Origin of the sequence: Geobacillus sp. FSL K6-0789 (assembly GCF_038593135.1) — a bacterium.
GTDB classification, from domain to species: Bacteria; Bacillota; Bacilli; order Bacillales; family Anoxybacillaceae; genus Geobacillus; species Geobacillus stearothermophilus.
The window spans coordinates 510,861-533,664 of sequence record NZ_CP151966.1; the positions used below are offsets into that span (position 1 = coordinate 510,861).

24 protein-coding genes, 1 rRNA gene and 4 pseudogenes are annotated in these 22,804 nt (G+C 52.6%); 19 read left to right on the forward strand and 10 right to left on the reverse strand.

Annotated features, from left to right (window positions below; all coding sequences use genetic code 11):
- Window positions 1–121: 121 nt before the first annotated feature.
- Window positions 122–313 (reverse strand): annotated as a pseudogene (locus NSQ51_RS02580) (DUF1731 domain-containing protein); the annotation flags it as partial.
- 87 nt (window positions 314–400) lie between these two features.
- On the opposite strand from NSQ51_RS02580, the gene recX reads away from it, so the two are divergent.
- Both recX and NSQ51_RS02590 read left to right on the forward strand, forming a co-directional pair.
- A complete protein-coding gene (gene recX / locus NSQ51_RS02585) occupies window positions 401–1,228 on the forward strand; it encodes a recombination regulator RecX (protein WP_033016700.1) in 828 nt (275 codons plus the stop codon).
- Window positions 1,229–1,230: 2 nt separating this feature from the next.
- A pseudogene (locus tag NSQ51_RS02590) lies at window positions 1,231–1,410 on the forward strand (DUF1811 family protein); the annotation flags it as partial.
- 263 nt (window positions 1,411–1,673) lie between these two features.
- Here NSQ51_RS02590 and NSQ51_RS02595 read toward each other — a convergent pair.
- Window positions 1,674–3,110, reverse strand: coding sequence for a DDE-type integrase/transposase/recombinase (locus NSQ51_RS02595; RefSeq protein ID WP_047817981.1), 1,437 nt, complete (start codon window positions 3,108–3,110; stop codon window positions 1,674–1,676).
- Window positions 3,111–3,222: 112 nt separating this feature from the next.
- Here NSQ51_RS02595 and NSQ51_RS02600 point away from each other — a divergent pair, with 112 nt between their 5' ends.
- A complete protein-coding gene (locus NSQ51_RS02600; RefSeq protein WP_259463657.1) occupies window positions 3,223–3,423 on the forward strand; it encodes a YfhH family protein in 201 nt (66 codons plus the stop codon).
- An 80-nt stretch (window positions 3,424–3,503) separates the two neighbouring features.
- Here the strand turns inward: NSQ51_RS02600 and NSQ51_RS02605 are convergent, their stop codons facing one another.
- The 3 genes from NSQ51_RS02605 to NSQ51_RS02615 form a co-directional block, all read right to left on the reverse strand.
- On the reverse strand, window positions 3,504–3,665 hold the full coding sequence (locus NSQ51_RS02605; RefSeq protein ID WP_080706561.1) for a YpzG family protein: 162 nt from the start codon (window positions 3,663–3,665) through the stop codon (window positions 3,504–3,506).
- A gap of 71 nt (window positions 3,666–3,736) precedes the next feature.
- Window positions 3,737–3,898 (reverse strand): small, acid-soluble spore protein K, encoded by a 162-nt coding sequence (locus NSQ51_RS02610; protein WP_033009883.1) that lies wholly within the window; start codon window positions 3,896–3,898, stop codon window positions 3,737–3,739.
- Between the two features lie 115 nt (window positions 3,899–4,013).
- Window positions 4,014–4,994, reverse strand: coding sequence for a metal-dependent hydrolase (locus tag NSQ51_RS02615; protein WP_033016701.1), 981 nt, complete (start codon window positions 4,992–4,994; stop codon window positions 4,014–4,016).
- Window positions 4,995–5,254: 260 nt separating this feature from the next.
- Here NSQ51_RS02615 and NSQ51_RS02620 point away from each other — a divergent pair.
- Window positions 5,255–5,551 (forward strand): annotated as a pseudogene (locus NSQ51_RS02620) (MFS transporter); the annotation flags it as partial.
- A 145-nt stretch (window positions 5,552–5,696) separates the two neighbouring features.
- Window positions 5,697–6,797 (forward strand): A/G-specific adenine glycosylase, encoded by a 1,101-nt coding sequence (gene mutY, locus NSQ51_RS02625; protein ID WP_049624104.1) that lies wholly within the window; start codon window positions 5,697–5,699, stop codon window positions 6,795–6,797.
- Here mutY and NSQ51_RS02630 read toward each other — a convergent pair.
- Entirely contained in the window at window positions 6,794–7,018 is a 225-nt protein-coding gene (locus NSQ51_RS02630; RefSeq protein ID WP_033016704.1) for a hypothetical protein, read from the reverse strand. The genes mutY and NSQ51_RS02630 overlap by 4 nt on opposite strands.
- A gap of 59 nt (window positions 7,019–7,077) precedes the next feature.
- Between NSQ51_RS02630 and fabL the strand changes: the two genes are divergently transcribed.
- The 5 genes and pseudogenes from fabL to NSQ51_RS02655 form a co-directional block, all read left to right on the forward strand.
- Window positions 7,078–7,827 carry an enoyl-[acyl-carrier-protein] reductase FabL gene (fabL, locus tag NSQ51_RS02635; protein WP_033016705.1) on the forward strand — a complete coding sequence of 250 codons (750 nt, stop codon included), beginning with the start codon at window positions 7,078–7,080 and terminating at the stop codon, window positions 7,825–7,827.
- A 58-nt stretch (window positions 7,828–7,885) separates the two neighbouring features.
- On the forward strand, window positions 7,886–8,077 hold the full coding sequence (locus NSQ51_RS02640) for a gamma-type small acid-soluble spore protein (RefSeq protein ID WP_033016706.1): 192 nt from the start codon (window positions 7,886–7,888) through the stop codon (window positions 8,075–8,077).
- A gap of 236 nt (window positions 8,078–8,313) precedes the next feature.
- A complete protein-coding gene (locus NSQ51_RS02645) occupies window positions 8,314–8,517 on the forward strand; it encodes a YgaB family protein (RefSeq protein WP_230581390.1) in 204 nt (67 codons plus the stop codon).
- A 128-nt stretch (window positions 8,518–8,645) separates the two neighbouring features.
- On the forward strand, window positions 8,646–9,179 hold the full coding sequence (locus NSQ51_RS02650; RefSeq protein ID WP_033016708.1) for a DUF402 domain-containing protein: 534 nt from the start codon (window positions 8,646–8,648) through the stop codon (window positions 9,177–9,179).
- 155 nt (window positions 9,180–9,334) lie between these two features.
- Window positions 9,335–9,481: pseudogene (locus NSQ51_RS02655) on the forward strand (ABC transporter permease); the annotation flags it as partial.
- 13 nt (window positions 9,482–9,494) lie between these two features.
- Here NSQ51_RS02655 and NSQ51_RS02660 read toward each other — a convergent pair.
- From NSQ51_RS02660 to NSQ51_RS02670, 3 genes are all read right to left on the reverse strand, one after another.
- Complete coding sequence (locus tag NSQ51_RS02660) at window positions 9,495–10,574, reverse strand: aromatic acid exporter family protein (RefSeq protein ID WP_049624097.1); 1,080 nt, start codon at window positions 10,572–10,574, stop codon at window positions 9,495–9,497.
- Window positions 10,575–10,710: 136 nt separating this feature from the next.
- Entirely contained in the window at window positions 10,711–11,760 is a 1,050-nt protein-coding gene (locus NSQ51_RS02665) for a glutamate synthase (RefSeq protein WP_049624098.1), read from the reverse strand.
- 252 nt (window positions 11,761–12,012) lie between these two features.
- Window positions 12,013–13,299 carry a glutamate-1-semialdehyde 2,1-aminomutase gene (locus NSQ51_RS02670; RefSeq protein WP_033016710.1) on the reverse strand — a complete coding sequence of 429 codons (1,287 nt, stop codon included), beginning with the start codon at window positions 13,297–13,299 and terminating at the stop codon, window positions 12,013–12,015.
- Between the two features lie 174 nt (window positions 13,300–13,473).
- Here NSQ51_RS02670 and NSQ51_RS02675 point away from each other — a divergent pair, with 174 nt between their 5' ends.
- The 7 genes from NSQ51_RS02675 (at window position 13,474) to perR (ending at window position 19,055) form a co-directional block, all read left to right on the forward strand.
- Window positions 13,474–14,478: an ABC transporter ATP-binding protein gene (locus tag NSQ51_RS02675; RefSeq protein WP_049624100.1), complete on the forward strand. Its 1,005-nt coding sequence runs from the start codon at window positions 13,474–13,476 to the stop codon at window positions 14,476–14,478.
- The gene (locus NSQ51_RS02680) at window positions 14,471–15,262 is read left to right on the forward strand and encodes an ABC-2 family transporter protein (RefSeq protein WP_049624101.1); all 792 of its coding nucleotides are present in this window, start codon (window positions 14,471–14,473) and stop codon (window positions 15,260–15,262) included. Before NSQ51_RS02675 ends, NSQ51_RS02680 begins: the two co-directional genes overlap by 8 nt.
- A gap of 3 nt (window positions 15,263–15,265) precedes the next feature.
- Entirely contained in the window at window positions 15,266–16,051 is a 786-nt protein-coding gene (locus tag NSQ51_RS02685; RefSeq protein ID WP_049624102.1) for an ABC-2 family transporter protein, read from the forward strand.
- Between the two features lie 148 nt (window positions 16,052–16,199).
- Window positions 16,200–17,153 carry an L-lactate dehydrogenase gene (locus NSQ51_RS02690; RefSeq protein WP_033016716.1) on the forward strand — a complete coding sequence of 318 codons (954 nt, stop codon included), beginning with the start codon at window positions 16,200–16,202 and terminating at the stop codon, window positions 17,151–17,153.
- 164 nt (window positions 17,154–17,317) lie between these two features.
- Entirely contained in the window at window positions 17,318–17,722 is a 405-nt protein-coding gene (locus NSQ51_RS02695) for a potassium channel family protein (RefSeq protein WP_033016717.1), read from the forward strand.
- Window positions 17,723–17,787: 65 nt separating this feature from the next.
- Window positions 17,788–18,264 (forward strand): thioredoxin-dependent thiol peroxidase, encoded by a 477-nt coding sequence (gene bcp, locus NSQ51_RS02700; protein ID WP_033009906.1) that lies wholly within the window; start codon window positions 17,788–17,790, stop codon window positions 18,262–18,264.
- A 332-nt stretch (window positions 18,265–18,596) separates the two neighbouring features.
- On the forward strand, window positions 18,597–19,055 hold the full coding sequence (gene perR / locus NSQ51_RS02705) for a peroxide-responsive transcriptional repressor PerR (protein WP_033016718.1): 459 nt from the start codon (window positions 18,597–18,599) through the stop codon (window positions 19,053–19,055).
- A 24-nt stretch (window positions 19,056–19,079) separates the two neighbouring features.
- Here perR and NSQ51_RS02710 read toward each other — a convergent pair whose 3' ends face one another.
- Window positions 19,080–19,433 (reverse strand): YgzB family protein, encoded by a 354-nt coding sequence (locus NSQ51_RS02710; RefSeq protein ID WP_033016719.1) that lies wholly within the window; start codon window positions 19,431–19,433, stop codon window positions 19,080–19,082.
- Between the two features lie 375 nt (window positions 19,434–19,808).
- On the opposite strand from NSQ51_RS02710, the gene NSQ51_RS02715 reads away from it, so the two are divergent.
- Both NSQ51_RS02715 and NSQ51_RS02720 read left to right on the forward strand, forming a co-directional pair.
- A complete protein-coding gene (locus NSQ51_RS02715; RefSeq protein WP_121650124.1) occupies window positions 19,809–20,672 on the forward strand; it encodes a nucleotidyltransferase-like protein in 864 nt (287 codons plus the stop codon).
- Window positions 20,673–21,243: 571 nt separating this feature from the next.
- Window positions 21,244–22,802: ribosomal RNA gene (locus NSQ51_RS02720) — 16S ribosomal RNA — on the forward strand.
- Window positions 22,803–22,804 lie beyond the last annotated feature (2 nt).

Genomic DNA, 22,804 nt, shown 5'->3' on the forward strand with positions numbered 1-22,804 from the left:
TCCCCCTTATTCCTGTCCGTATGCGGTTATGAACCACAACTGCCCTGAAGTCTTCTTTATCATACACGATTAGATGAAAAAAGGGAATTGCTTTTTTGTTAATTTTTTTGGATATTTTTTGTCAGCCTTGCGGCAAAAACAAATCCGTGAGACAATCTTCTAACGTTGGAAACGAAAAGCGGAACCCAGCTTGCAGCAGCTTTTCCGGAATGACGCGTTGCCCTTCGGCAACAAGCATGCTCATTTCGCCGAGGAGAAGGCGAAGTGCCCAGGCGGGAACCGGAAGCCAGTGCGGGCGGCGAAGCAGGCGGGAGACCGTACGACTGGTTTATTTTATGACTTCGCTTTTGGTGTCAGAAGTTCCTGCTTATGATACCATAAAAGATAAGGGGGACAAACAATGGGAACGATTGCCGACATTGTCGCAACCGAACAAAATGCTGAACGATTTTGGATTGTCGTGCACCGTGACGGCGCACCGTCGTTGAGATTGACAGTTGATCAAGATGTATTGCTTCAATTCCGCTTGAAAAAAGGGCTGGAGATCAGCGACGACCTGCTTCAACATATTGTGTATGCCGATGAGGTGAAAAAGGCGTATCAACAGGCGCTTTACTTTTTGGCGCACCGGATGCGTTCGGAGCATGAGGTCGCTGCACATTTGCGAAAAAAAGGCGCTCCGGATTCGGTGATTGATGAAGTGCTCAAAAAACTTCGCGCTGAGCGGTATGTTGATGACGGGGCGTTTGCGGCCGCCTACGTGCGCACGCAAAAAAAGACGGCGGCGAAAGGGCCGCTTCTCATCCGCGCTGAACTGGAACGGCTCGGTGTTTTGGGCTGCTTGATCGAGCAGAGTTTGGCGGAGTATACGTTGGATGAACAGATGGCCATCGCCCGCTCGCTTTACGAAAAGGCGAAAAAACAGCGCCGGGCTGAATCGGCTCGCGCGTTTTTGGAACGGGTGCGGCAGCAGCTGATGCGCAAAGGGTTTCCGCATGAGGTGATTGCCGCCGTTTTGGCGGATGGCGGCGCTCATACTGAAAAAGAAGAACGGGAGGCACTCAGTGTTCAGGCGGAGAAAGCGCACCGCCGTTATGCGCACCACCCGCGGCCGCTTTATGAGCAAAAGATGCGCCAAGCCCTTTATCGGAAAGGGTTTTCACTCGACTTGATCGATGAATGGCTGCGCGGGCAAGGCAGCGGTGAAAACCAAAAAGGGGGATCGTGACCATGAGAGAGGACCAAAAACGGTATAGCGAGATGACGAAAGAGGAGTTGCAGCGGGAAATCGCCGTGTTGGCTGAGAAAGCGCGTAAGGCGGAGCAGATGGGCATGGTGAATGAATATGCTGTCTATGAGCGAAAAATGGCCATGGCGAAAGCGTATATGCTTAACCCTGCTGATTTTCGGTAGCGTCAAAAGTTCTATGAAAACTCCACACAGATCATCCCATTGAGCATCGTGGGGCATGCGGAGGGCCGGATTCGCCCTTGACCAACACCCGCCAAAGGTGCGGAAGAGTCGTCAAGGGCGACGGGGACAAAAAAGAAGGCAATAAGAAAGCCGCCCTTGCCATGACCGAATTTTACCTTTGGCGGTGTTCGGTTGGTCAAGGGTTCGCTTCGCCGAATCCGGCAGGAGTTCTGTTCAACGGGCTCCAGAGGACAAAAAAGTCAGGCCGCCTCTTGTTGGAGAAACGCTTGTGCCATGGCGATCAGCTTCGTCCACCGGGCCGGCATATGCGGAAGATCCGCCAGTTCCGGGATGACGACCGGCACCCGGCCTTCGAGCGCGCTGTGTGGGCGCAGAAAGTTGAAATACGCCACAAACAGCGTCACAAAGGACACCGAGCCTTCTTCCGCACCAAACCCATGGGTCGGGCGGTAGTTGCCTTTAAAGGTCCGGTTGAATCGCTCGATGATCTGCTTGAGAGGGCGAAACTCTTCCGAGACCGGATCCTCATTGGTCAGCCCGATCACTTGGCGGACGTCAAATGAAATCCCGTGTTGGGCGAAGAAGTGTTGCGCCAGCAGATAAATCGGGTTGCCATCCACGACGAACGACAAGTCGTCTGGGAGGGACGCTAGCTTCCTGAGGACATCATCGATGGCCTTGATGGCCGAGAGCGTGTCCCGGTTGGGCGAGACGCGATACGACAGCACGATCTTTTTGACGGCGTCAAACATAAAGAACAGGTAATGCCAGCGCCCTTTGACGCGAATATACGTCTCGTCCCCGCAAAACGAACCGGACAGCTCATACGGGAACCGGTCGACAAAGGGCTTGATCCAAAGCGCGACGCTGTTGGCGTAGTTGAGCACCGTCTGATGGGAGATCGAGACGCCATGGATGTCCTTCATGGCGGCGGCGGTCTCCCTCGAGGACATCCCAAAGTTGACGTAGTACGTCAACACGAGCCCCAACACGTGCGGCGACGCAGCCAGCCGGGACAAATCGACCTTCGGCTTGATGAGCGACGAGGAAGCCAACGGGAGAAAGTCAAACAAGAACTCTCGAAACAAATACCGCACCTTGAAGGCTTGAGGATCCTGTTGAAACTGTTGGCGCTCCTTCTTCGTCATCCGGCGAAGGTTGGCCTGGTAAAACGGGCAAGCGTTGTTCTTGCACTTATAGATGTTGTATTCTTTGCGTTCCTTGATTTTTTCCAGCGTCTTTTTGCAGTGCGGGCAGCGAAAGACCGCTTGCTTGGTGAACCGATTTCGGTGGTTGAACCGGCACTGGCACACTTTGCATTGGTATTGCCCTTTTCCGCCGTTATTGGCGTACAGGTAAGAAGAGGGAGCCTGGCAGCGAGGGCAGGTCAACGAATCCGGAACACGGTGTTTCGCATTCGCGCGGCGCTGGATGGGCCGTAAAGGACGTCCGTGCTGGGCTTCATAGTCTGCCAACAGCTTTCGGTAATCAAGGGTTTCCGGCACATCGATGATCGGAAGGTCATCGACCTGAAGTTTCCGGTACGGCTTTTGGATGGGTTCGTCCAAGTCCTCGAGATTCAAGGATTTTCCCACGATCACACCCATCAAATACACAATGATTTGATATTGGGTCTTGATTATTTCGAGCAAATAGGCTAATAATTGAGGTAACAAAGCTTGTCACTCCTTTGTTTTGGCTGTTGGGTGTCGTTACCTCAATGATGGCCGAAAACAACGGGGGTGGCAAGCTTTTTTTCTTCCAACCGTTGAAACTCAAGGGAAAACCGTGAGTGTGGAGGATAAACTTTTGACAATACCTGATTTTCCCCCGGGAGAGATTTATGAAATTGAAGGAGCACCTGGGGAATATTTCAAAGTTCGCTATTTAAAAGGAGTGTTTGCCTGGGGCTGGCGGCTGAAAGGAAACGGGGAGGAAGAAGCGTTGCCGATTTCGCTGCTCCGCAAGCCGAATTTGCCCTCCTCATGACAGGCGGGATCAGTTTGCAGCCAGACGGAAAGCGAGTCGAAAGAAAAAAACTTAGGGGGAACAACCCCTAAGTTTTTTCGCTACGACTGCTTGCGCGTCTCCCGCTCTAAAATGATGAGGTCGAGCGTTTGCTGCGTTTCACCGTTCACCTGCGAATGAGCGTGTTTCGGATTGGCCCACGGCTGCTGGAACGGATTCGAGTAAAAGTTGTCATAAAATTTTTTGCGCTGATGGTGACTCATGACCGTTCACCTCGCTGCTGAATGTGCCGGGGAGCAGGCGAATGTGTCCATGCTCCCCGGTTTTTCTCTCTTTAGAAGAAGTCGCTGCGCTTGCCTGAAGCGCGCATCCGCTCTTGTGGGTGAGTGTTGGTCGTCCCGTCAGCCCGCTTGGACGCGTATTCCGCTTTGGCGCGCGGCTCGCCTTCGAGCTTGTTGTTGTTTTGGTTCGGGAAGTTGCGTTCCTTATTTCGCACGGCCCATTCCCCCTTTTGAGGCGAGCTCGTGTTGGATGGCCAACACGTATTCTTATTATGAAACGAAGGGCGGCGCTTATGTGTGCAAATTGTTGGATCAAAACAAGCCGCTCTGTCAGTTTGGCGTCACCTCGAGCTTTTTCCGCAGCCTTCCTTCGCTGAAAATCCAGCCCGTGTATGAGCTGACAATGTTGAGGTTGCGGTCTAGCTGAACGACGGCCACGAATGGATAGTATCCTTTGCTCCGGTAGCGCAAATCAGTAAAGCGCACTTCATAATAGTCGTCGTATTCGTTCATTTCCCAACGGTACACCGGGGAAAACGACAAAAAGGCGGCGACGTTTTCATCGCGCTTGGCGGCGTTGATCACCGGGTGGTCGGGAAGCGGCCGTTTTTGGAAGCGGTCGAGGATGATGAGCTCGCCGTGTTTGACGCGGGCAACGTAAAATTCGTCGCAGGTTGAAATGGCTAAATGCCATTCGCGCGGCCGCCACGTCGGCACAGTAATGATGTCCGTCACTCCTTGTATAGAGGCGTGCACGAGCTGTTTAATGTTGGCTTGTTCGCGGAAGCGGAACACATAATACGCGGCCACGAGCGCATAAACGACGAGAAACGCATAACCGGGGTGGACGTTGAGAAACAGGGCGCCGACGCCGAGCAAATGAAGCGCAAAAATAACTGGGTCAAACGTATGAACGACGCCAAGGGCGATCCATTTTTTTGTGAACGGGCGCAGCGCTTGCGTCCCGTAAGCGTTAAAAATATCGACAAACACGTGAAAGGCAACAGCCACAAACGTCCAAAGCCAAACGCGGAGCCAGTCCGTTTCCGGATAGACGGCGGCCATGATGCCGACGATCAACAGCGGCCAAATGACAACGGCGGGAATCGAATGGGTGATGCCGCGATGATTGCGAATATATTTGGCGTTATTGCGCAACTTTAAAATTGTATCGATATCGGGTGCCTGTGATCCGGCGAGCGTGCCAATCAATACGGCATGGGATAAAAACGGGTCATGGGCAATGGTGGGGTCGAGCGATGCTAAGCTGCCGAGCGCCACTCCCATCAAAACATGTGTGCCTGTATCCAACGTGAAGGCGCCTCCTTTGTCAGCGTCGTTTGTTAGTATATCCCGTCCGGGGTCGGGCCAATAACCGTTCTCTTGTCCAGTTGGGGCAAACAACGGTATGGCTATTGTATCATACGACGCCGACAGCTGGGGAGGGGCGGAATCACTAAAATTCATTGCCGACGCAAGCCGGCAGCGGATGGTGTTTTGGCAAACAAAACAGCGCCCTGCTTTTGCACAGGACGCTGTTGGTTTTGGAAGAAGAGGTTTCAGTTGTCAGCTTTTTAGGTTTGTCGGCTGCGTTCCTTGGCCATTTTGTGGAAAAGCACGGGCCGCGGAAATCCGGGCTATTGGCGGCCGTCTTCTTTGGCCTCGGGGTGACGGGGTCTGGTTTGGCCGTGGCGCTTGGTTCGAAATACTTGCTGTATTTGTTTTACGGGGTGTTGGGAGGAATTGGGCTTGGCGTCGGATACATTGCGCCGGTGTCGACGCTTGTGAAATGGTTCCCGGACCGGCGCAGGTTGGCTACAGGGCTGGCGATTATGGGGTTCGGGTTTGCTGCGGCGATTGCGAGCCCAGCATGAACAAATCGCCTGTGTTTCGGCGGCTAAGGAAAGTTGAGAACGATTCCTTCCGTTTCCCCTCGGCGTGCGGCAAGCCACGCCGAGGGCTTTTTGGTATAATGGGATGGACAATAGGCATCATGGGGGAAGAATAGTGAAAATCACAACGTGGACTAAGCGGTTTCCGGCGCGCGAGTTTCAGCGCGATTTGCTTGACTGGTTCGCCCGGGAGCGCCGCGACTTGCCATGGCGAAAAGACCGAGACCCATACAAAGTATGGGTGTCGGAAGTGATGCTGCAGCAGACGCGCGTCGAGACGGTGATCCCGTATTTTGAAAAGTTTGTAGAACAGTTTCCGACGCTGGAGGCGCTCGCCGAGGCTGAAGAAGACGAGGTGCTGAAGGCGTGGGAAGGGCTTGGCTACTACTCGCGCGTCCGCCATTTGCACGCGGCGGTCAAGGAAGTAAAGGAACGGTACGGCGGGCAGGTGCCGGACGATCCGGAGCAGTTTTCGAAGCTAAAAGGAGTCGGTCCGTACACAGTCGGGGCGGTGTTGAGCCTTGCCTACGGCGTGCCGGAACCGGCGGTGGACGGCAATGTCATGCGCGTGTTGTCGCGCTTGTTTTTCGTGACGGATGATGTTGCGAAACCATCGACGCGAAAACGGTTTGAACAAATCGTCCGCGAGATTATGGCGTACGAAAACCCGGGAGCGTTTAACGAGGCGCTGATTGAGCTTGGCGCTCTTGTTTGCACGCCGCGCCGCCCATCATGCCTTCTTTGTCCCGTGCAAGCCTACTGTCAAGCGTTCGCCGAAGGGGTGCCGGAAGAGCTACCGGTGAAAACGAAAAAAACAGCGGTCAAACAAGTGGCGCTCGCAGTAGCGGTGCTGGCCGATGATGAAGGACGCATTCTCATCCGCAAGCGCAGCAACACCGGCTTGTTGGCGAATTTATGGGAATTCCCGGGCTGTGAAACAGGCGGGGAAGAAGGGAAAGAGAAGCTCGGACAAATGTTGCATGAGCGGTACGGTTTGCAAATCGAGCTGGCCGAGCCGTTTGCCTCGTTTGATCACGCGTTTTCCCATCTAGTTTGGCGGCTGACGGTGTATCGCGGGCGTCTAGTTGACGGCGGACCGGTGGAAGAGCCGCTCCGGCTCGTGCCAGGCGACGAGCTTGAGTCTTATGTGTTTCCGGTGTCACACCAGCGTATTTGGCGTAAGTACAAAGAACAGGCAGGCGAAGCGCACCGCCTGCATTAGTCAGGCACTGTCATCGTGCCGTTTGTATACGTCGCTTCACGGCGCCCAAGGCCGCCGCGCGCTTCGATTTCTTCGAGAATTTCGCGGTAGATCGTTTGCCCTTCGGCGTTTAAATACGGAGCGATTTGCTGGAATGAATGGTGAAAATGAGCGAGTTCGTCGTCTGTCCATTCCGTTTTCGGGATCATGGACAATTCTGTCATATCGCGGCCAACGTACATAGGCTGCGCCTCCTTCGCGGTGGAATTCGGCTATATTATACGTAAAGGGGCGGAAAAACATGAGTGGAAAAGTAGCGGTCGTGACAGGAAGCAGCCGCGGCATCGGCAAAGCCATTGCGATGCGGCTGGCGCAAGAAGGATATGATATCGTGGTCAATTATGCCCGCAGCAAAACCGCTGCTGAAGAAACGGCTCGTGAAATTGAAGCGCTCGGGAGAAAAGCGCTCGTCGTCAAAGCGAACGTTGGCGATGTCGAGAAAATCCGGGCGATGTTTGCCAAAATTGATGAAACGTTCGGACGGGTCGACGTGCTCGTGAACAACGCTGCCTCCGGCGTGCTGCGCCCGGCGCTGGAACTTGAGGAAACGCATTGGAACTGGACGATGAACATCAACAGCAAAGCGCTTCTCTTTTGCGCCCAAGAAGCGGCGAAACGGATGGAGCGGGTTGGCGGCGGGAAAATTGTGAGTATCAGCTCGCTTGGGTCGATCCGCTATTTGGAAAACTATACGGCGGTCGGCGTCTCGAAAGCCGCTCTGGAAGCGCTGACCCGCTACTTAGCTGTCGAGCTGGCGCCGAAAAACATCGCCGTCAACGCCGTTTCCGGCGGAGCAGTTGATACGGAGGCGTTGAAGCATTTTCCGAACCGCGACGAGCTGCTCGCCGATGCGGCGGCCAACACGCCAGCTGGGCGCCCAGTCAAACCGGACGATCTCGTCAACGCCGTTTTGTTTTTATTATCCGATGCCGCCGAGATGATTCGCGGGCAGACGATTATTGTTGATGGTGGAAGATCTTTGCTTTTGTAGTGTCCACGGATAAGTCCGTCACCTCCGGGGCATAGTAAGGCATGTGGAGGTGAGAACAATGGCCAAACAACCGAACAAAACAGCAGCTGGCACGAACATTCAAGAAGTAAGACAACAAAATGCCCAATCGGCTCAAGCTGCTCAAGCAGGCCAATTCGCAACGGAATTTGCGGCTGAGACGAATGTGCAACAAGTAAAACAACAAAATGCGCAAGCGGAAGCTCGCAAAGCGCAAAATGTCAATCAGTAACCAACGATCATCCATGGCTGACGCCTGGCGGTTGTGACGACGGCGTATGTTGCTACAAGAGCGCAGGCGATAGGCCGAAGATGGAAGGAAAAAGCAGGGGCAGCGCGCCCCTGCTTTTTTTGCGACAAAAACCGCCACTCTTTTGCAAGATTAGCGAAAGGGATTAACGGCTTAAGGAGCGAACTGTTTTGTTAAAGCCAGGAGGCAAAAGGGGAAGGGAGAATGGAGGAAGAATGATGGGGCATGGGTGGATGAATGCCGGGGACGAAGCGCTGTTTTTGCGACATGAGATGGAGCGTTGCGACCAGCTTGCTCGCGAGTTGGACGAGCTCGAACGCGAAGCGCCGACCTCCGCGCTTCGCGAGGAAGTGCGGCGAATGAAGCAGCAAGTCGAAGACATCCGCCGCGCATTTTTCGGACAGATGGCGTCCAGAGCCTAGACGGAGCGCGCCGCTTGGCCGTTCCGGCCTGGGCAAATCGGCCTGCTTTTCTTTTCATTGCCAAAAGAACACGGTATAATACGGTATAATACAGAAGAAAAGCTCCCGTCGGAAAGTGGGGAAGAATGATGCCGGCATATCCTCGGGAAGGGAAAATCATTCAAATCCATAGCTACAAACATAATGGGATGATTCACCGCATTTGGAACGAAACGATCGTGTTAAAAGGAACGCCATCCTATGTGATCGGCGGCAACGACAAGACGCTCGTCATGGAAGCAGACGGCCGGACGTGGGTGACGCGCGAGCCGGCGATTTGTTTTTTTTATGCTAAGCACTGGTTTAACATTATCGCCATGATCCGCGAGGACGGGGTGTATTATTACTGCAATTTAAGTTCACCGTTTGTTTGGGATGAGGAAGCGCTCAAATACATCGATTACGATTTAGACATTAAAGTGTTTCCGGACATGACGTATATGCTGCTCGATGAGGATGAGTACGAACGGCACCGCCGCGAGATGCACTATCCGGATGTGATTGACCGCATTTTAAAAGACAACGTCCATAAGCTTGTCGGCTGGATTCAAGAGCGAAAAGGGCCGTTTGCGCCCGAGTTTATCGACAAATGGTACGCGATGTTTCAAGCTTACCAAAAATAAATAGCGGCGTGAAAAAAGCCTGTTCGGCATCGCTGGCAGGTTTTTTCTGCTTTTTTTGTCGAAAGAGGCGCGCATGAGGAACTGATGGAAAAGGGAGGAAGCTATTATCATTTGTTGACGATCCAGCAGTTGCAGTAGTAAGCAAAAATATTAAGAAAATGTTGTCTGATGCCAAAGACTTCTTGACCCAAGCACCGTGGACGATGATTTTCCCTGGATTGGCGATCATGCTGACGGTGCTTGGCTTTAACTTAATGGGCGACGGGCTGCGCGACGCGCTTGACCCGCGGATGAAAAATTGAGAGAGGCGGCCTGCTAGGAGCGGCCGCCTGCCGACTTTTCGAGCTGTTTGGCCAATTCGTCATCGTAATGGTAATGGTGAAAACTATCAATTAACTTGTCTAAATGCTCAAGCCGGTCTCCATAATCAATGATGGCGCCGAGTAACGAAAATAGGCGGTAATCGGAAGGTGGCTGCCCGTCGGCGTAAATCATGGAAGCGAGCTGCCCCCGTTCGCGATCGATGCCTTCTGCCCACATGTGATGGGGAAGCGGCTTTGCTTGATGGACAAACTTCAGCAACATTTGCTCGTGATACCCAACCAGGCTGCCAAGGTGCAGGAAGATGGCATGGCGAAACGGGTCGGACAGGCGGCCCAACTCATTCTCAAGGCGGTGGAGCCATTTTAATACGGACAGCGCCCGGTCGGCTGAGGCAATCATTTGCCGGTACAGCACAAGCTTGCGCGACTTTTGGAAGCGTTGGCGTCGAAAATAGGTGCGTTCTTCTTTATACATTAAATACAAGTGCTCCAGTTTCGTCATTTTCTCGTGCAACGTTTCGATCTCGTCCTTTAAGTGATGATGATCGGTCGCCTGCTGTTGACAAAGGCGAATCCATTTCAAAATCGCTTCCGTCTCATCGCGAATTTTTTCGTACAATTTCTTTTCATACTTTGGCGGCAAGAAAATCAAGTTGACAAGAAAGGCGGCGAAAATGCCGAACATAATCGTTAAAAAGCGGATGGCCGCAAATTCGATAAATTGGCGATCCGTGTATTCCATAATGGCAATGACGGTGACAAGCGCCACGGAAATTGTCGACGATTCAAGGCGCATTTTTAGGCAAAGAGCGATCACAATCATGAGCGTCAAGCCGACGACCAGCGGGTCGCGGCCGAGGATAAGAACCGCCGCAATCGCGAACAAGGCGCCGATCACGTTCGCCTGCACTTGTTCGATGAGTGACAAATATGAGCGATAAATGGTTGGCTGCATGGCAAATACAGCGGAAATGCCGGCGAACACCGGTGACGGAAAGTGAAAGAGCGCCGCCAAAAACAAGGCGAGCGCCACCGCGATCCCCGTTTTGAAAATGCGGGCACCGAGCTTCATCTATGGAAACCTCTCCTTTTCCATTTTCGTAGACCATTCAGTACTATACACACTTTTAGATATGAGTGCAAGGAAAAAAATATAAGTGCAAGGAAAAAAATATAACGCCCTGCCGAAATCAGCAGGGCGTGAAGGATCAAAAGGTGATCGGAGCATGTGCATCGCGCCGATTGGAGAGGCGGATTGCCATCTCTTGGAGGAAATGGTCGCCATTCAGCCATTGGGTTCGCCCCGTTGTGGAACGGATGAGCGCCAGCGGCTGGCCGGGAGCGAGCGGTTCAGCATGGCCGCCCTGCGGACGAGAGGCGATGAATACACGGGAGGAATCATCCGTTTTCCAAAGCGCTCCGGCTGTTCCGGCGACCCATACGGCTTCTTGTTCGAAGCTGGCGGCCAAACATGCCGGCAGCTGTCCGATAGACGGCAAGCTGTGTCGTTTGGCCGCGTCGGGCCAAAAGGCAGCTCCGGCTGCCTCGAGCAGGCTGTAACCGTGGTCGTAAATAAGCGTTTCCACAGCGCCAACAGACATTTCCCCGCAATGGACAAGCATGCCGGCTGAACCGAGCCGCTGATGGCAAAAGAAAGACTCCGCCCCATTGGCATAGGCGAACGAAGCGGCTGAGGCGAAAAACGGATGGGATACATCCGGTTCGCGCAACAAATCAGCCAGTGTATATGCTTGATAGATCACATGAGTGTGGCCGAGCGAAGCAACGCGGACGTGCGGCTCGCGTTCCATAGCGGCCGTCAGTCGAAACAAGCGGTCTGATAACGAAAATACATCGCCTGGCAGCATGGCGATTTGCCAAAACAAGGCGCTTTCATCTGCGGATGGCCGGATGGTTTCGAACAGAAGAATGAAGCCGAACTGTTTGCACAATTGGCGAAGGTGCGCCCGAACCCGCTCAGCGTCAGCGGAAGGCGCAACGTGTATATGGCCGACGGTGAAATAGCTGTTTGTTGCAATTTCCGGATTTTGTCCAGCATTCGCGAGTTTTTCCATCCATAGTTTGCGCGGGATGTCCAGCTGAATCGCAGCGTTTCCTTTTGCGCCCCATTGGGCAAGCGCCTGAAGGACAGTTTGGACATGTTCGTTGGTCGGGATGTTCCGCTTTTCCATTGCCGCCAACAGTATGGCGCCGCGTTGGTTCGCTTCGTTTGCCGAACGATATGTACGTTGCTCCATGTATACTTAGGCGCGGTCGGGAGGGCGCTCTCCCCTCGGCGCCGGTCACCTCCTCCACTGCTTGCTGGATGAAAAATACGAGTCTTAATTTTCAGAATTTAATGTTTATCATATCATGCAGGCAGGTGGAAATCAATGACCCTTTCCTGTTCTCCTGCTTTGTTCACAAAATTGTCAACAAATGCAGTGAAAACAAAACAGCGCCTGCCTGACGCGGGCGCTGTTTGACGAGGGTGACGGAGGCGCAAGCGCTTATAGCTGCCGAAACGCCTTGCCGACCGCCTCGATCGTATAGGCGATGTCGTCTTCTGTATGGGCGAGGGTGATAAACCATGCTTCATATTTCGATGGCGCGAGATTGATCCCTTGTTTGAGCATGAGCTTGAAAAATTTCGCAAACAACTCGCCGTCGCTGCGCTGGGCTTGCTTGTAGTTTTCCACCTTTTCGTCCGTGAAGAAGACGGTGAGCGCGCCTTTTAAGCGGTTGACGGTCACCGGAAGGCCGCATTGGCGAGCATGGGCAAGGATGCCCTCTTCCAGCATGGCTCCCAATCGGTCGAGATGCTCATAGACGCCCTCTTGTTTCAACACCTCAAGGCAGGCGATGCCCGCAAGCATCGATGCCGGGTTGCCGGCCATCGTCCCGGCCTGGTACGCCGGTCCGAGCGGAGCGACTTGTTCCATAATGTTCTGGCGTCCGCCGTACGCCCCAATCGGCAGACCGCCGCCAATAATTTTCCCCATCGCCGTCAAGTCGGGCTCCACACCAAGCAAGTTTTGCGCTCCGCCGTACATAAAGCGGAAGGCGGTGATCACTTCGTCGTAAATGACGAGCGCCCCTTCCTTGTGAGCAATCTCATTGATCGCTTCTAAAAAGCCCGGTTTTGGTAGGACGATGCCGAAGTTGCCGACGATCGGCTCAACCAATACGGCGGCGACTTGTTCGCCCCAAACATTCATCGCTTCACGGAATGAGTCGACATCGTTGTATGGCACGGTAATGACTTCTTGGGCGATGCTTTGCGGCACGCCGGCTGAATCCGGCGTCCCCAACGTCGATGGCCCCGAGCCGGCGGCGACAAGTACAAGGTCCGAATGGCCGTGGTAGCAGCCTTCGAATTTGACGATTTTGCTTCGTCCGGTGTAGGCGCGGGCGACGCGGATTGTCGTCATCACCGCTTCCGTCCCCGAGTTGACAAAGCGGACTTTCTCAAGCGACGGAATCGCCTCTTTCAACATCTTCGCAAATGTAATCTCATGCGGCGTCGGCGTGCCGTACAACACACCGGTCTCGGCGGCGCGGCGGATGGCTTCCGCGATGTGCGGATGGGCGTGCCCGGCGATGATCGGTCCGTAGGCGGCCAAGTAGTCGATGTACTTGTTTCCATCCACATCCCAAAAATACGCCCCTTGCGCCCGCTCCATCACGACTGGGGCACCGCCGCCGACCGCTTTGTATGAGCGAGACGGGCTGTTCACCCCGCCAACGATGTGCTGGAGCGCTTCTTCATACAATTGCTCCGATTTTGTCCATTGCATCGCTTCATCCTCCTGTCCCCGATGACTTCCTCTTTATTTTACCATAGCGCGCACACTTGTCTGGAAAAACAAAAAAGGTGAAAATAGCAACGATTTATGTATAATTGCAACATAGGAGAAGGGCGGATGACGTCCTTTTTGATGTTGATGTGATGAAGAGGCAGGAGGAGAACGATGAACGCCATCGAAGTAGAACAATTGCGCAAAGAATTTAAAGTGCACAAAAGCCGCTCCGGCCTCGTCGGAGCGTTTCGCGATTTATGGACGCGCCGTTATGCGACCATCCGGGCGGTGGACGGCATTTCGTTTGCGGTCAGGCAAGGAGAGATCGTCGGCTATATTGGCGAAAACGGCGCCGGCAAGTCAACGACGATCAAAATGTTGACCGGCATTTTAACGCCGACATCCGGGCGCATTGTCGTCAACGGGATGAATCCGCATAAAGAGCGGGAGAAATTTGTGCGGACGATCGGCGTCGTCTTCGGCCAGCGCTCGCAATTATGGTGGGACATCGCCGTGCAAGAATCGTTTCGTCTGTTAAAAAAAGTATACCGCGTCCCCGATGAGCAATATCGCCGTCATATGGGCGAAGTCATCGAGATGCTAGACATCGGTCCGCTCCTTGACAAGCCGGTGCGCAAGCTGTCGCTTGGCCAGCGGATGCGCTGCGAGCTCGCCGCCGCCCTCATTCACAACCCGCCGCTGTTGTTTTTGGACGAGCCGACCATCGGTTTGGATGTGCTGGTGAAACTGAACATCCGCCAGTTTTTAAAGCAATTGAATGAACGGTATGGCACGACGATCCTGCTGACGACGCACGATATGTCAGACATTGAAGCGCTTTGCGAGCGGGTGATTATGCTTGATGAAGGGAAAATCATTTATGACGGTTCGCTCGGGCAGTTGAAAGAAAAATGGGGCCAAGGAAAACGGATTTCGTTTACATTTGTTGAAGAAGCCCCCCTCGTTGCCTTGCAGGAGCTGACAACTGGATTGGATGTTAATTGGAAACAAGGTGAACAGCCGAACGTTTGGGTGGCGCACGTTCCATCAGGAGGCGTGCCGGAAGTCGTCAGCCGCGTCGCCGCCCGCTATCCACTGCAAGACATCCACATTCATGAAGTGCCGACGGAGGAGATCATCCGCAATATTTATCAAGAAGGTGCGGCTAATGGGTAAGTATGTCGAGATGATCCGCATCCGCTTTTTAATGATGCTTGCCTACCGGACAAACTATTATACTGGCATTTTGATTTACGCCATTAACATCTCAGCGTATTACTTCCTTTGGTCGGCTATTTATGGCGGCAAATCATCGATGCAAGGAATGTCGCTTGGGCAAATGACGACGTATGTCGCCATTTCCTGGCTGGCGCGAGCGTTTTATTTTAACAACCTTGACCGCGAAATCGCGATGGAAATCCGCGATGGAAAAATAGCGACGGAACTCATCCGTCCGTACAGCTATTTAGGGATGAAAGCGGTGCAAGGGCTTGGCGAAGGGCTGTTCCGATTGTTCTTCCTATCGTTGCCGGGGTTGCTGGTTGTATCGCTCTTTTTGCCGCTCGAGTTTCCGGAACACGCCAAAACATGGCTGTCTTTCGGCTTGTCGCTTCTATTCAGCTTTATCATCTTTTCGGAGCTGAACTTGCTTGCGGGAGTCGTGACATTTTTTACGTTCCGAAATGAAGGGCTGCTGAGGGCGAAACGGTTTATTATTGATCTATTTTCCGGTCTGATTTTGCCGTTGTCGTTTTACCCGGATTGGGCGCAACAGCTCATGGCGTATATGCCGTTTCAAGCCATCAGCTACATTCCAAGCATGATCATCACAGAAAGTTTTCAAGGAGCTGCTGTCCGTGATGGCCTGCTTCTGCAGGCGGCATGGTCCGTGCTGTTATGGTTTCCGATTGTGCTGTTATGGCGGGTGGCGAAAAAACGGCTCGTTGTGCAAGGGGGGTAGACTTTGTTTTACGTATCGGTTTTTTTTCAATATATGGCCCAGTACATGAAGACAAAATGGCAATACCGCGCGGATTTGCTGATTGAATGGTTGTCCGACTTCATGGCGCAGGCGGTCAACTTGGTGTTCTTGCTCGTCGTGTTTGGCCATACGACGCTGCTTCACGGTTGGTCGCGCGATGAGATGTTGTTTATTTACGGCTTTTTCCTTGTGCCGTACGCCGTATTTGGCGCCTTTTTTAATCTATGGGATTTCAACGAGCGCTACATTGTTCAGGGAGAAATGGATCGCGTGTTGACGCGCCCGGTTCACAGCCTGTTCCAGATCATTTTGGAGCGGATGGAGCTCGAATCGTTGCTTGGCGCTGTGCCCGGGCTGATCATTATGCTGTATGCCGGCAGCCGCTTGTCTCTTTCATTTCATTGGTATGATGTCTTCGTGTTTATTTTGCTTGTGATTGGCGGTGCATTGATTTACGCCGGCATTTTCATTTCACTGGCGACGATCAGTTTTTTTGCCGACGCCCGCACATCCATCATGCCGATGATGTACAACATCAGCAGCTACGGCCGCTATCCGGTCGATATTTATCACCGCGTCATCCGCTATATATTAACGTGGGTGCTGCCGTTTGCCTTTGTCGGCGTTTATCCAGCTTCGTATTTTCTCCATAAGCAGGAATGGTATGGTTATGCGTTTTTGACCCCGGTTGTCGGCATGTTGTTTTTCATCATCGCCGTGATGCTCTGGAACGCCGGGGTCAGGAGGTACCGCGGGACGGGGAGCTGAGTGCTCCCGTTGTTTGCCGCGGCGTCTGTCATGAAATGGACAAACAATAGTCAAACAATCGCCACAATCGCGCATGCATTGCGGTGCGCCTTTCGCGTAAAATATTTATATGAAAGTGTTCGCATTATATTGAGGGAGGATGAATGCAATGAAAAACAACGGTGGAGCCCGAGTAGTGGTCATCGGCGCCGGGTTTGTCGGCGCCAGTTATGTGTTTGCCTTAATGAATCAAGGGATTGCCGATGAGATCGTGCTCATCGATGCGAATGAAAGCAAGGCCATAGGCGATGCGATGGACTTCAACCATGGGAAAGTATTTGCGCCGAAGCCGGTTGACATTTGGCACGGCGATTACGATGATTGCCGCGATGCCGATTTGGTTGTCATTTGCGCCGGCGCCAACCAAAAACCGGGCGAGACGCGACTTGATCTTGTGGACAAAAACATTGCCATTTTCCGCTCGATCGTTGAGTCGGTCATGGCATCCGGATTTCAAGGACTGTTTCTCGTCGCCACCAATCCGGTCGACATTTTAACGTACGCGACGTGGAAATTCAGCGGCCTGCCGCATGAGCGGGTGATCGGTTCGGGGACGATTTTAGATACGGCGCGGTTCCGCTTTTTGTTGGGCGAGTATTTCTCTGTCGCTCCGCAAAATGTTCATGCCTATATTATTGGGGAACACGGCGACACTGAACTCCCGGTCTGGAGCCAGGCTTATATCGGCGTCATGCCGATCCGCAAGCTGGTCGAGTCCAAAGGGGAAGAAGCGCAAAAAGATCTCGAGCGCATTTTTGTCAATGTGCGCGATGCCGCCTACCAAATTATTGAGAAAAAAGGAGCGACGTACTACGGGATTGCGATGGGGCTTGCCCGCGTGACGCGCGCCATTTTGCATAACGAAAACGCTATTTTGACCGTATCAGCCTACCTCGATGGCCTATATGGGGAGCGCGACGTCTACATCGGCGTGCCGGCTGTCATTAACCGCAATGGCATCCGCGAGGTGATCGAAATTGAATTGAATGATGACGAAAAAAATCGATTCCATCATAGCGCAGCTACATTAAAAAGCGTGCTAGCCCGTGCTTTTACGCGATGAGGCAACAAACGAAAAGTTGTGCCGACAGTCTTTCTCGTCCAAACAGGGGGATGTATGGCTCTGAGGGCGACACGCTGTTCCGATTGGGAAGGCGGCTTATTCCCGCATAATTGTCCGTTTCACGGTGTATATATGAACTACGGACAATTTGTGGAGGGAAGCGAATGGATTACGCATTCCTCGGAGTGGTGACCGCCGTGTTGCTCGGCAGCATCACTTCGCTTTGGACAGCGAGCGTACAAGCAACGCACCGCCTCTCCCTTGACAGTTTATGGGTGCTCGTTCAATGGTATGGGACGATGCTGCTAGGGTTTGCGATGATTTATATGATTTTGCAAGCCAACGGCCATCATGTATTTACTCCGTCACCAAGCAGTGCAGCAGGAAACCGCCTGTCTATGCTGGAAGACAGTCTATATTTAAGCGGCATGACCCTCCTGTCGGTCGGATACGGAGACGTCACCCCGGTCGGCATCGGGCGGTGGATCGCCATCGCCGAGGCGCTGCTTGGCTACATTATGCCTGCTGTTATCGTCACGCGCACGGTATTTGACTCGGATCGCCGTTGACAGTTGCAATTTTCCTCTGTCTTCGTTACGCTAAAAGAAGACATTAAGGAGACGGAGGGAACGCTATGACGATCGCCATTGGCCAGCCAGCTCCAGATTTCACCTTGCCGGCAAGCAACGGGAAAATGGTTTCGCTCTCAGACTTCCGCGGCCAGTATGTCGTCCTTTATTTTTATCCAAAGGATATGACGCCTGGATGCACGACAGAAGCGTGCGATTTTCGCGACCGTCACGAGCAATTCGCCGGACTGAACGCTGTCATTTTAGGGGTGAGCCCGGATCCGGTTGCACGGCATGAAACGTTTATCGAAAAGTACAAACTGCCGTTTTTGCTTCTTTCCGACGAGCGACATGAAGTGGCAGAAATGTACGGAGTGTGGAAGAAAAAGAAAAACTTCGGCAAAGAGTATATGGGGATCGAACGCTCCACGTTCATTATCGCCCCCGATGGGACGTTGGTTCAAGAATGGCGCGGGGTGAAAGTGAAGGGGCACGTCGATGAGGCGCTCGCGGAAGTCGCCCGATTGGCATCGTCTAGGTGAGTGTCCAATCAATCATAACGTTTTTGCGTACAATGCATAGTAACCTCCTCAAATGAAGGAAATGCGGCGGGTGGAAGTGATTTCCACCCCCCTTTTTTTTTGTTAAAAAGATGGATGAGCCCATATATTAATGGTATCTATCCTGAAAATACCCGAACTTCAAAATGTGTAAAGTTGTAAAATTCAACATAGAGGTCTTTTCATCCTTCCGATGGTGACGAAATTTTTTTGTCATGGGAGTCTATATTGACAAAAGGCATATACTCCTTGTAGACTAATTACAAATATTATAAAATGATAATTTTTTTTATCTTATACGGAGAGTGAGGTGCATGACGGTGTCTACCAACGAGCAGCTGAAGGAAGCGCTTGACATGTTGAAAAAGACGGGCATACGCATCACGCCGCAGCGTCATGCGATATTAGAGTATTTGATCACCTCGATGTCCCATCCGACAGCGGATGAAATATACAAAGCGCTGGAAGGGAAATTTCCGAATATGAGCGTAGCGACCGTCTACAATAATTTGCGCGTCTTCAAAGAAATCGGGCTTGTCAAAGAGCTGACATATGGCGATTCATCAAGCCGGTTTGACTTCGTCACTTCCAATCATTATCACGTCATCTGTGAAGAGTGCGGCAAAATTGTCGATTTCCACTATCCAGCGCTTGATGAAGTCGAGCAGCTTGCCGCTCACGTCACCGGCTTTAAGGTCGACCATCATCGCATGGAAGTGTACGGAGTCTGCCCTGACTGTCAAAAAAGCGGGGCACCGGCGCATTCGGATTAAAAAGCTGATAGCACAAGGCGGCTATCAGTTTTTTCTTTTTTTGTTGTACTTTTCGTCAAACTCTTTTCCTTCCAGGTCGCGGTCTAACGTCAACGGTTCACGGCAAAACATGCATAAATCGACGCGTCCGAGCATTTTTGTCACTTTGCCGCACGACGGGCAAACGACTTGGACGGCTCTCGTCGAGAGTGTTCCGATCCAAAAATATACAATGCCACTGGCGACAAGAAACAACATCCCAAACAACATAAACAACGTCATGATGACCGGGGACGTACGAAAAAACAGCCCCAGATACATGACAATGACACCGATAAAAATCAAGCTTAAGGCGAAAGTGCGAATTTTGTTGATTTTGCTCGAATATTTGATGCTCATCACAGTCCCTCCTACATAGACCACTATACCATAAAACGGGGTCCCATCGCGAAGAAGAAATCAACAAAATCGACGTTTTAAAGAAAGGAATTCCTCGTTTTTTGTCGAATAACGAATGACGGCAACAAACGACAGTTTCATGGATGCAAGCATTCTGGTCTTTCTGAAATGAAACAGGCGTTGACAGCATTGTTTGAACATCTGCACAAACGCAATGTGATGATTGATGACGGTGGAAGGGAGGAAAAAACGTTGCAGAAAAAACAGCCGGCTCAAAATAGGAACGTATGGTTGTCTGTCAATCGATATGTTGGGAGATCTGAGGGATTTGTCCGCCCGGATATCGCGGCCGGCTTTCTGCAACGGATGCGAGGTATGAAAGAATTGCTGCATCCCATCTGTCACGAATGGGCAAACCGCTGCAACACGCACGGAATTTTAATGATTGAAAAAACGGCTTTCCATGCAGCAACAACGGATACGTTTGATGTCGTGCTGCTCGTCATTGTCGACCCGCAAAGCGAGCCTATGCTTCTCAGACAGTATTCACTAAACGAGAAAAAGGCGGTGCTTTATGCAGTCAGTGAACGGCAGTTAAATGAATGGCTTGTTCTCGGGTCACATCGAAAGGCGGTCGACTGGGTGTTCAACGGAACAGTCGTGTTTGACCGAAACGGCTATGTTCAGCAGTTGCGCCAGCGCCTTGAGCAATTCCCGCCTAAAGAACGGCGATTGAAAATGGGACTCGAGTTTGCCAAACTGATCCGCCATTATACAGATGGCAAGGCGCTGTTTGCCGCCAAGCATTGGCTCGACTCATACAACCATATGGTGCAAGCCCTCCGTCATTTGGCGCGATTGACCGTAATCGAGCACGGACTTTACCCGGAAGTGACCGTATGGAATCAAGTCAAGCGAATGGATGGAAGGATTTATAAACTGTATGAAGAACTCGTTGGAAGTGAAGAACCGCTTCCGAAACGGCTGGAACTTTTGTTGCTGGCCAGTGAATTTTTGATTCATTCTTACGTAGAATCAGGTTCCTCTCATTTATGCGAAGCGCTGAAAGAAAAAAATGGTGCTTGGAGCATTGAGGAAATGACCGGTCATCCGCAGTTTGCGCCTTACTCGGTTGATCTTGTTATCATGCTTGAGTATCTTGTCGAAAGGAAAGTGCTAACCGTCGTGGAAATGCCGACAAAAGGAAATACAATGCTCGAACGGTATTACACGTTGTAAAAAAAGAATTTTGACGGTCCCCTTCTGCTGATCCCCAAAAATGGAAGGGAGCCGGTGAGAGGATGGATGCTATTAGGAATTTCATTGTGTTTATACAAATGTCAGTTGCCAAGATCATTGAAGGAAGGAGGCAACCCGGCCGAAAAAAGCTCTTGACTTCCTTGTCGAACGATGATATATTTTAAATCGCTGTCGCTCCGGGAAAATGTTGCGGAGCGGTATGAATAAAAGGCTGTTGACAACAAACAATAAAAATGCTATGACGTAAGGGTCGCTTTAGGAAGCGGAAAACACATTTGCGTTTGAGGGAGTCCAGAGGAGTTGGATTCCTCGGCGCAAGATTGCAACGAAGTAAGTTCAAGAAGAGGTCTCGTTCCTTGAAAACTGAACGAAACGAAGCGCGACGAAAAGCGGAGGTCCGCGGGTCACCGCGACGGGCAAATGTTCTTCGCCTGCAAGGGTGCTTGCACCCGGAAGGCGAAGGTTATTTGACCCCGAGCGGCGGCGGACCGAAGCTGGACAATACGAAAAGCGGAGGTCCGCATGGGCCGAAGCAAAAGCCAATCAACTTTCTTTGGAGAGTTTGATCCTGGCTCAGGACGAACGCTGGCGGCGTGCCTAATACATGCAAGTCGAGCGGACCGGATTGGGGCTTGCCTTGATTCGGTCAGCGGCGGACGGGTGAGTAACACGTGGGCAACCTGCCCGCAAGACCGGGATAACTCCGGGAAACCGGAGCTAATACCGGATAACACCGAAGACCGCATGGTCTTCGGTTGAAAGGCGGCCTTTGGGCTGTCACTTGCGGATGGGCCCGCGGCGCATTAGCTAGTTGGTGAGGTAACGGCTCACCAAGGCGACGATGCGTAGCCGGCCTGAGAGGGTGACCGGCCACACTGGGACTGAGACACGGCCCAGACTCCTACGGGAGGCAGCAGTAGGGAATCTTCCGCAATGGGCGAAAGCCTGACGGAGCGACGCCGCGTGAGCGAAGAAGGCCTTCGGGTCGTAAAGCTCTGTTGTGAGGGACGAAGGAGCGCCGTTCGAAGAGGGCGGCGCGGTGACGGTACCTCACGAGAAAGCCCCGGCTAACTACGTGCCAGCAGCCGCGGTAATACGTAGGGGGCGAGCGTTGTCCGGAATTATTGGGCGTAAAGCGCGCGCAGGCGGTCTCTTAAGTCTGATGTGAAAGCCCACGGCTCAACCGTGGAGGGTCATTGGAAACTGGGGGACTTGAGGGCAGGAGAGGAGAGCGGAATTCCACGTGTAGCGGTGAAATGCGTAGAGATGTGGAGGAACACCAGTGGCGAAGGCGGCTCTCTGGCCTGCACCTGACGCTGAGGCGCGAAAGCGTGGGGAGCAAACAGGATTAGATACCCTGGTAGTCCACGCCGTAAACGATGAGTGCTAAGTGTTAGAGGGGTCACACCCTTTAGTGCTGCAGCTAACGCGATAAGCACTCCGCCTGGGGAGTACGGCCGCAAGGCTGAAACTCAAAGGAATTGACGGGGGCCCGCACAAGCGGTGGAGCATGTGGTTTAATTCGAAGCAACGCGAAGAACCTTACCAGGTCTTGACATCCCCTGACAACCCAAGAGATTGGGCGTTCCCCCTTCGGGGGGACAGGGTGACAGGTGGTGCATGGTTGTCGTCAGCTCGTGTCGTGAGATGTTGGGTTAAGTCCCGCAACGAGCGCAACCCTCGCCTCTAGTTGCCAGCATTCGGTTGGGCACTCTAGAGGGACTGCCGGCGACAAGTCGGAGGAAGGTGGGGATGACGTCAAATCATCATGCCCCTTATGACCTGGGCTACACACGTGCTACAATGGGCGGTACAAAGGGCTGCGAACCCGCGAGGGGGAGCGAATCCCAAAAAGCCGCTCTCAGTTCGGATTGCAGGCTGCAACTCGCCTGCATGAAGCCGGAATCGCTAGTAATCGCGGATCAGCATGCCGCGGTGAATACGTTCCCGGGCCTTGTACACACCGCCCGTCACACCACGAGAGCTTGCAACACCCGAAGTCGGTGAGGTAACCCGCAAGGGAGCCAGCCGCCGAAGGTGGGGCAAGTGATTGGGGTGAAGTCGTAACAAGGTAGCCGTACCGGAAGGTGCGGCTGGATCACCTCCTTTCT

Excerpts from the sequence above, each read along its gene's own strand:
- NSQ51_RS02680 (WP_049624101.1), top strand. The coding sequence starts at position 14,471 with ATGGGTAAGTATGTCGAGATGATCCGCATCCGCTTTTTAATGATGCTT.
- NSQ51_RS02670 (WP_033016710.1), bottom strand. The coding sequence starts at position 13,299 with ATGCAATGGACAAAATCGGAGCAATTGTATGAAGAAGCGCTCCAGCAC.
- NSQ51_RS02690 (WP_033016716.1), top strand. The coding sequence starts at position 16,200 with ATGAAAAACAACGGTGGAGCCCGAGTAGTGGTCATCGGCGCCGGGTTT.
- NSQ51_RS02695 (WP_033016717.1), top strand. The coding sequence starts at position 17,318 with ATGGATTACGCATTCCTCGGAGTGGTGACCGCCGTGTTGCTCGGCAGC.
- fabL (WP_033016705.1), top strand. The coding sequence starts at position 7,078 with ATGAGTGGAAAAGTAGCGGTCGTGACAGGAAGCAGCCGCGGCATCGGC.
- perR (WP_033016718.1), top strand. The coding sequence starts at position 18,597 with ATGACGGTGTCTACCAACGAGCAGCTGAAGGAAGCGCTTGACATGTTG.
- NSQ51_RS02665 (WP_049624098.1), bottom strand. The coding sequence starts at position 11,760 with ATGGAGCAACGTACATATCGTTCGGCAAACGAAGCGAACCAACGCGGC.
- NSQ51_RS02675 (WP_049624100.1), top strand. The coding sequence starts at position 13,474 with ATGAACGCCATCGAAGTAGAACAATTGCGCAAAGAATTTAAAGTGCAC.
- bcp (WP_033009906.1), top strand. The coding sequence starts at position 17,788 with ATGACGATCGCCATTGGCCAGCCAGCTCCAGATTTCACCTTGCCGGCA.
- recX (WP_033016700.1), top strand. The coding sequence starts at position 401 with ATGGGAACGATTGCCGACATTGTCGCAACCGAACAAAATGCTGAACGA.
- NSQ51_RS02660 (WP_049624097.1), bottom strand. The coding sequence starts at position 10,574 with ATGAAGCTCGGTGCCCGCATTTTCAAAACGGGGATCGCGGTGGCGCTC.
- NSQ51_RS02640 (WP_033016706.1), top strand. The coding sequence starts at position 7,886 with ATGGCCAAACAACCGAACAAAACAGCAGCTGGCACGAACATTCAAGAA.
- NSQ51_RS02605 (WP_080706561.1), bottom strand. The coding sequence starts at position 3,665 with ATGAGTCACCATCAGCGCAAAAAATTTTATGACAACTTTTACTCGAAT.
- NSQ51_RS02650 (WP_033016708.1), top strand. The coding sequence starts at position 8,646 with ATGCCGGCATATCCTCGGGAAGGGAAAATCATTCAAATCCATAGCTAC.
- NSQ51_RS02715 (WP_121650124.1), top strand. The coding sequence starts at position 19,809 with ATGAAAGAATTGCTGCATCCCATCTGTCACGAATGGGCAAACCGCTGC.
- NSQ51_RS02710 (WP_033016719.1), bottom strand. The coding sequence starts at position 19,433 with ATGAGCATCAAATATTCGAGCAAAATCAACAAAATTCGCACTTTCGCC.
- NSQ51_RS02645 (WP_230581390.1), top strand. The coding sequence starts at position 8,314 with ATGGGGCATGGGTGGATGAATGCCGGGGACGAAGCGCTGTTTTTGCGA.
- NSQ51_RS02630 (WP_033016704.1), bottom strand. The coding sequence starts at position 7,018 with ATGTACGTTGGCCGCGATATGACAGAATTGTCCATGATCCCGAAAACG.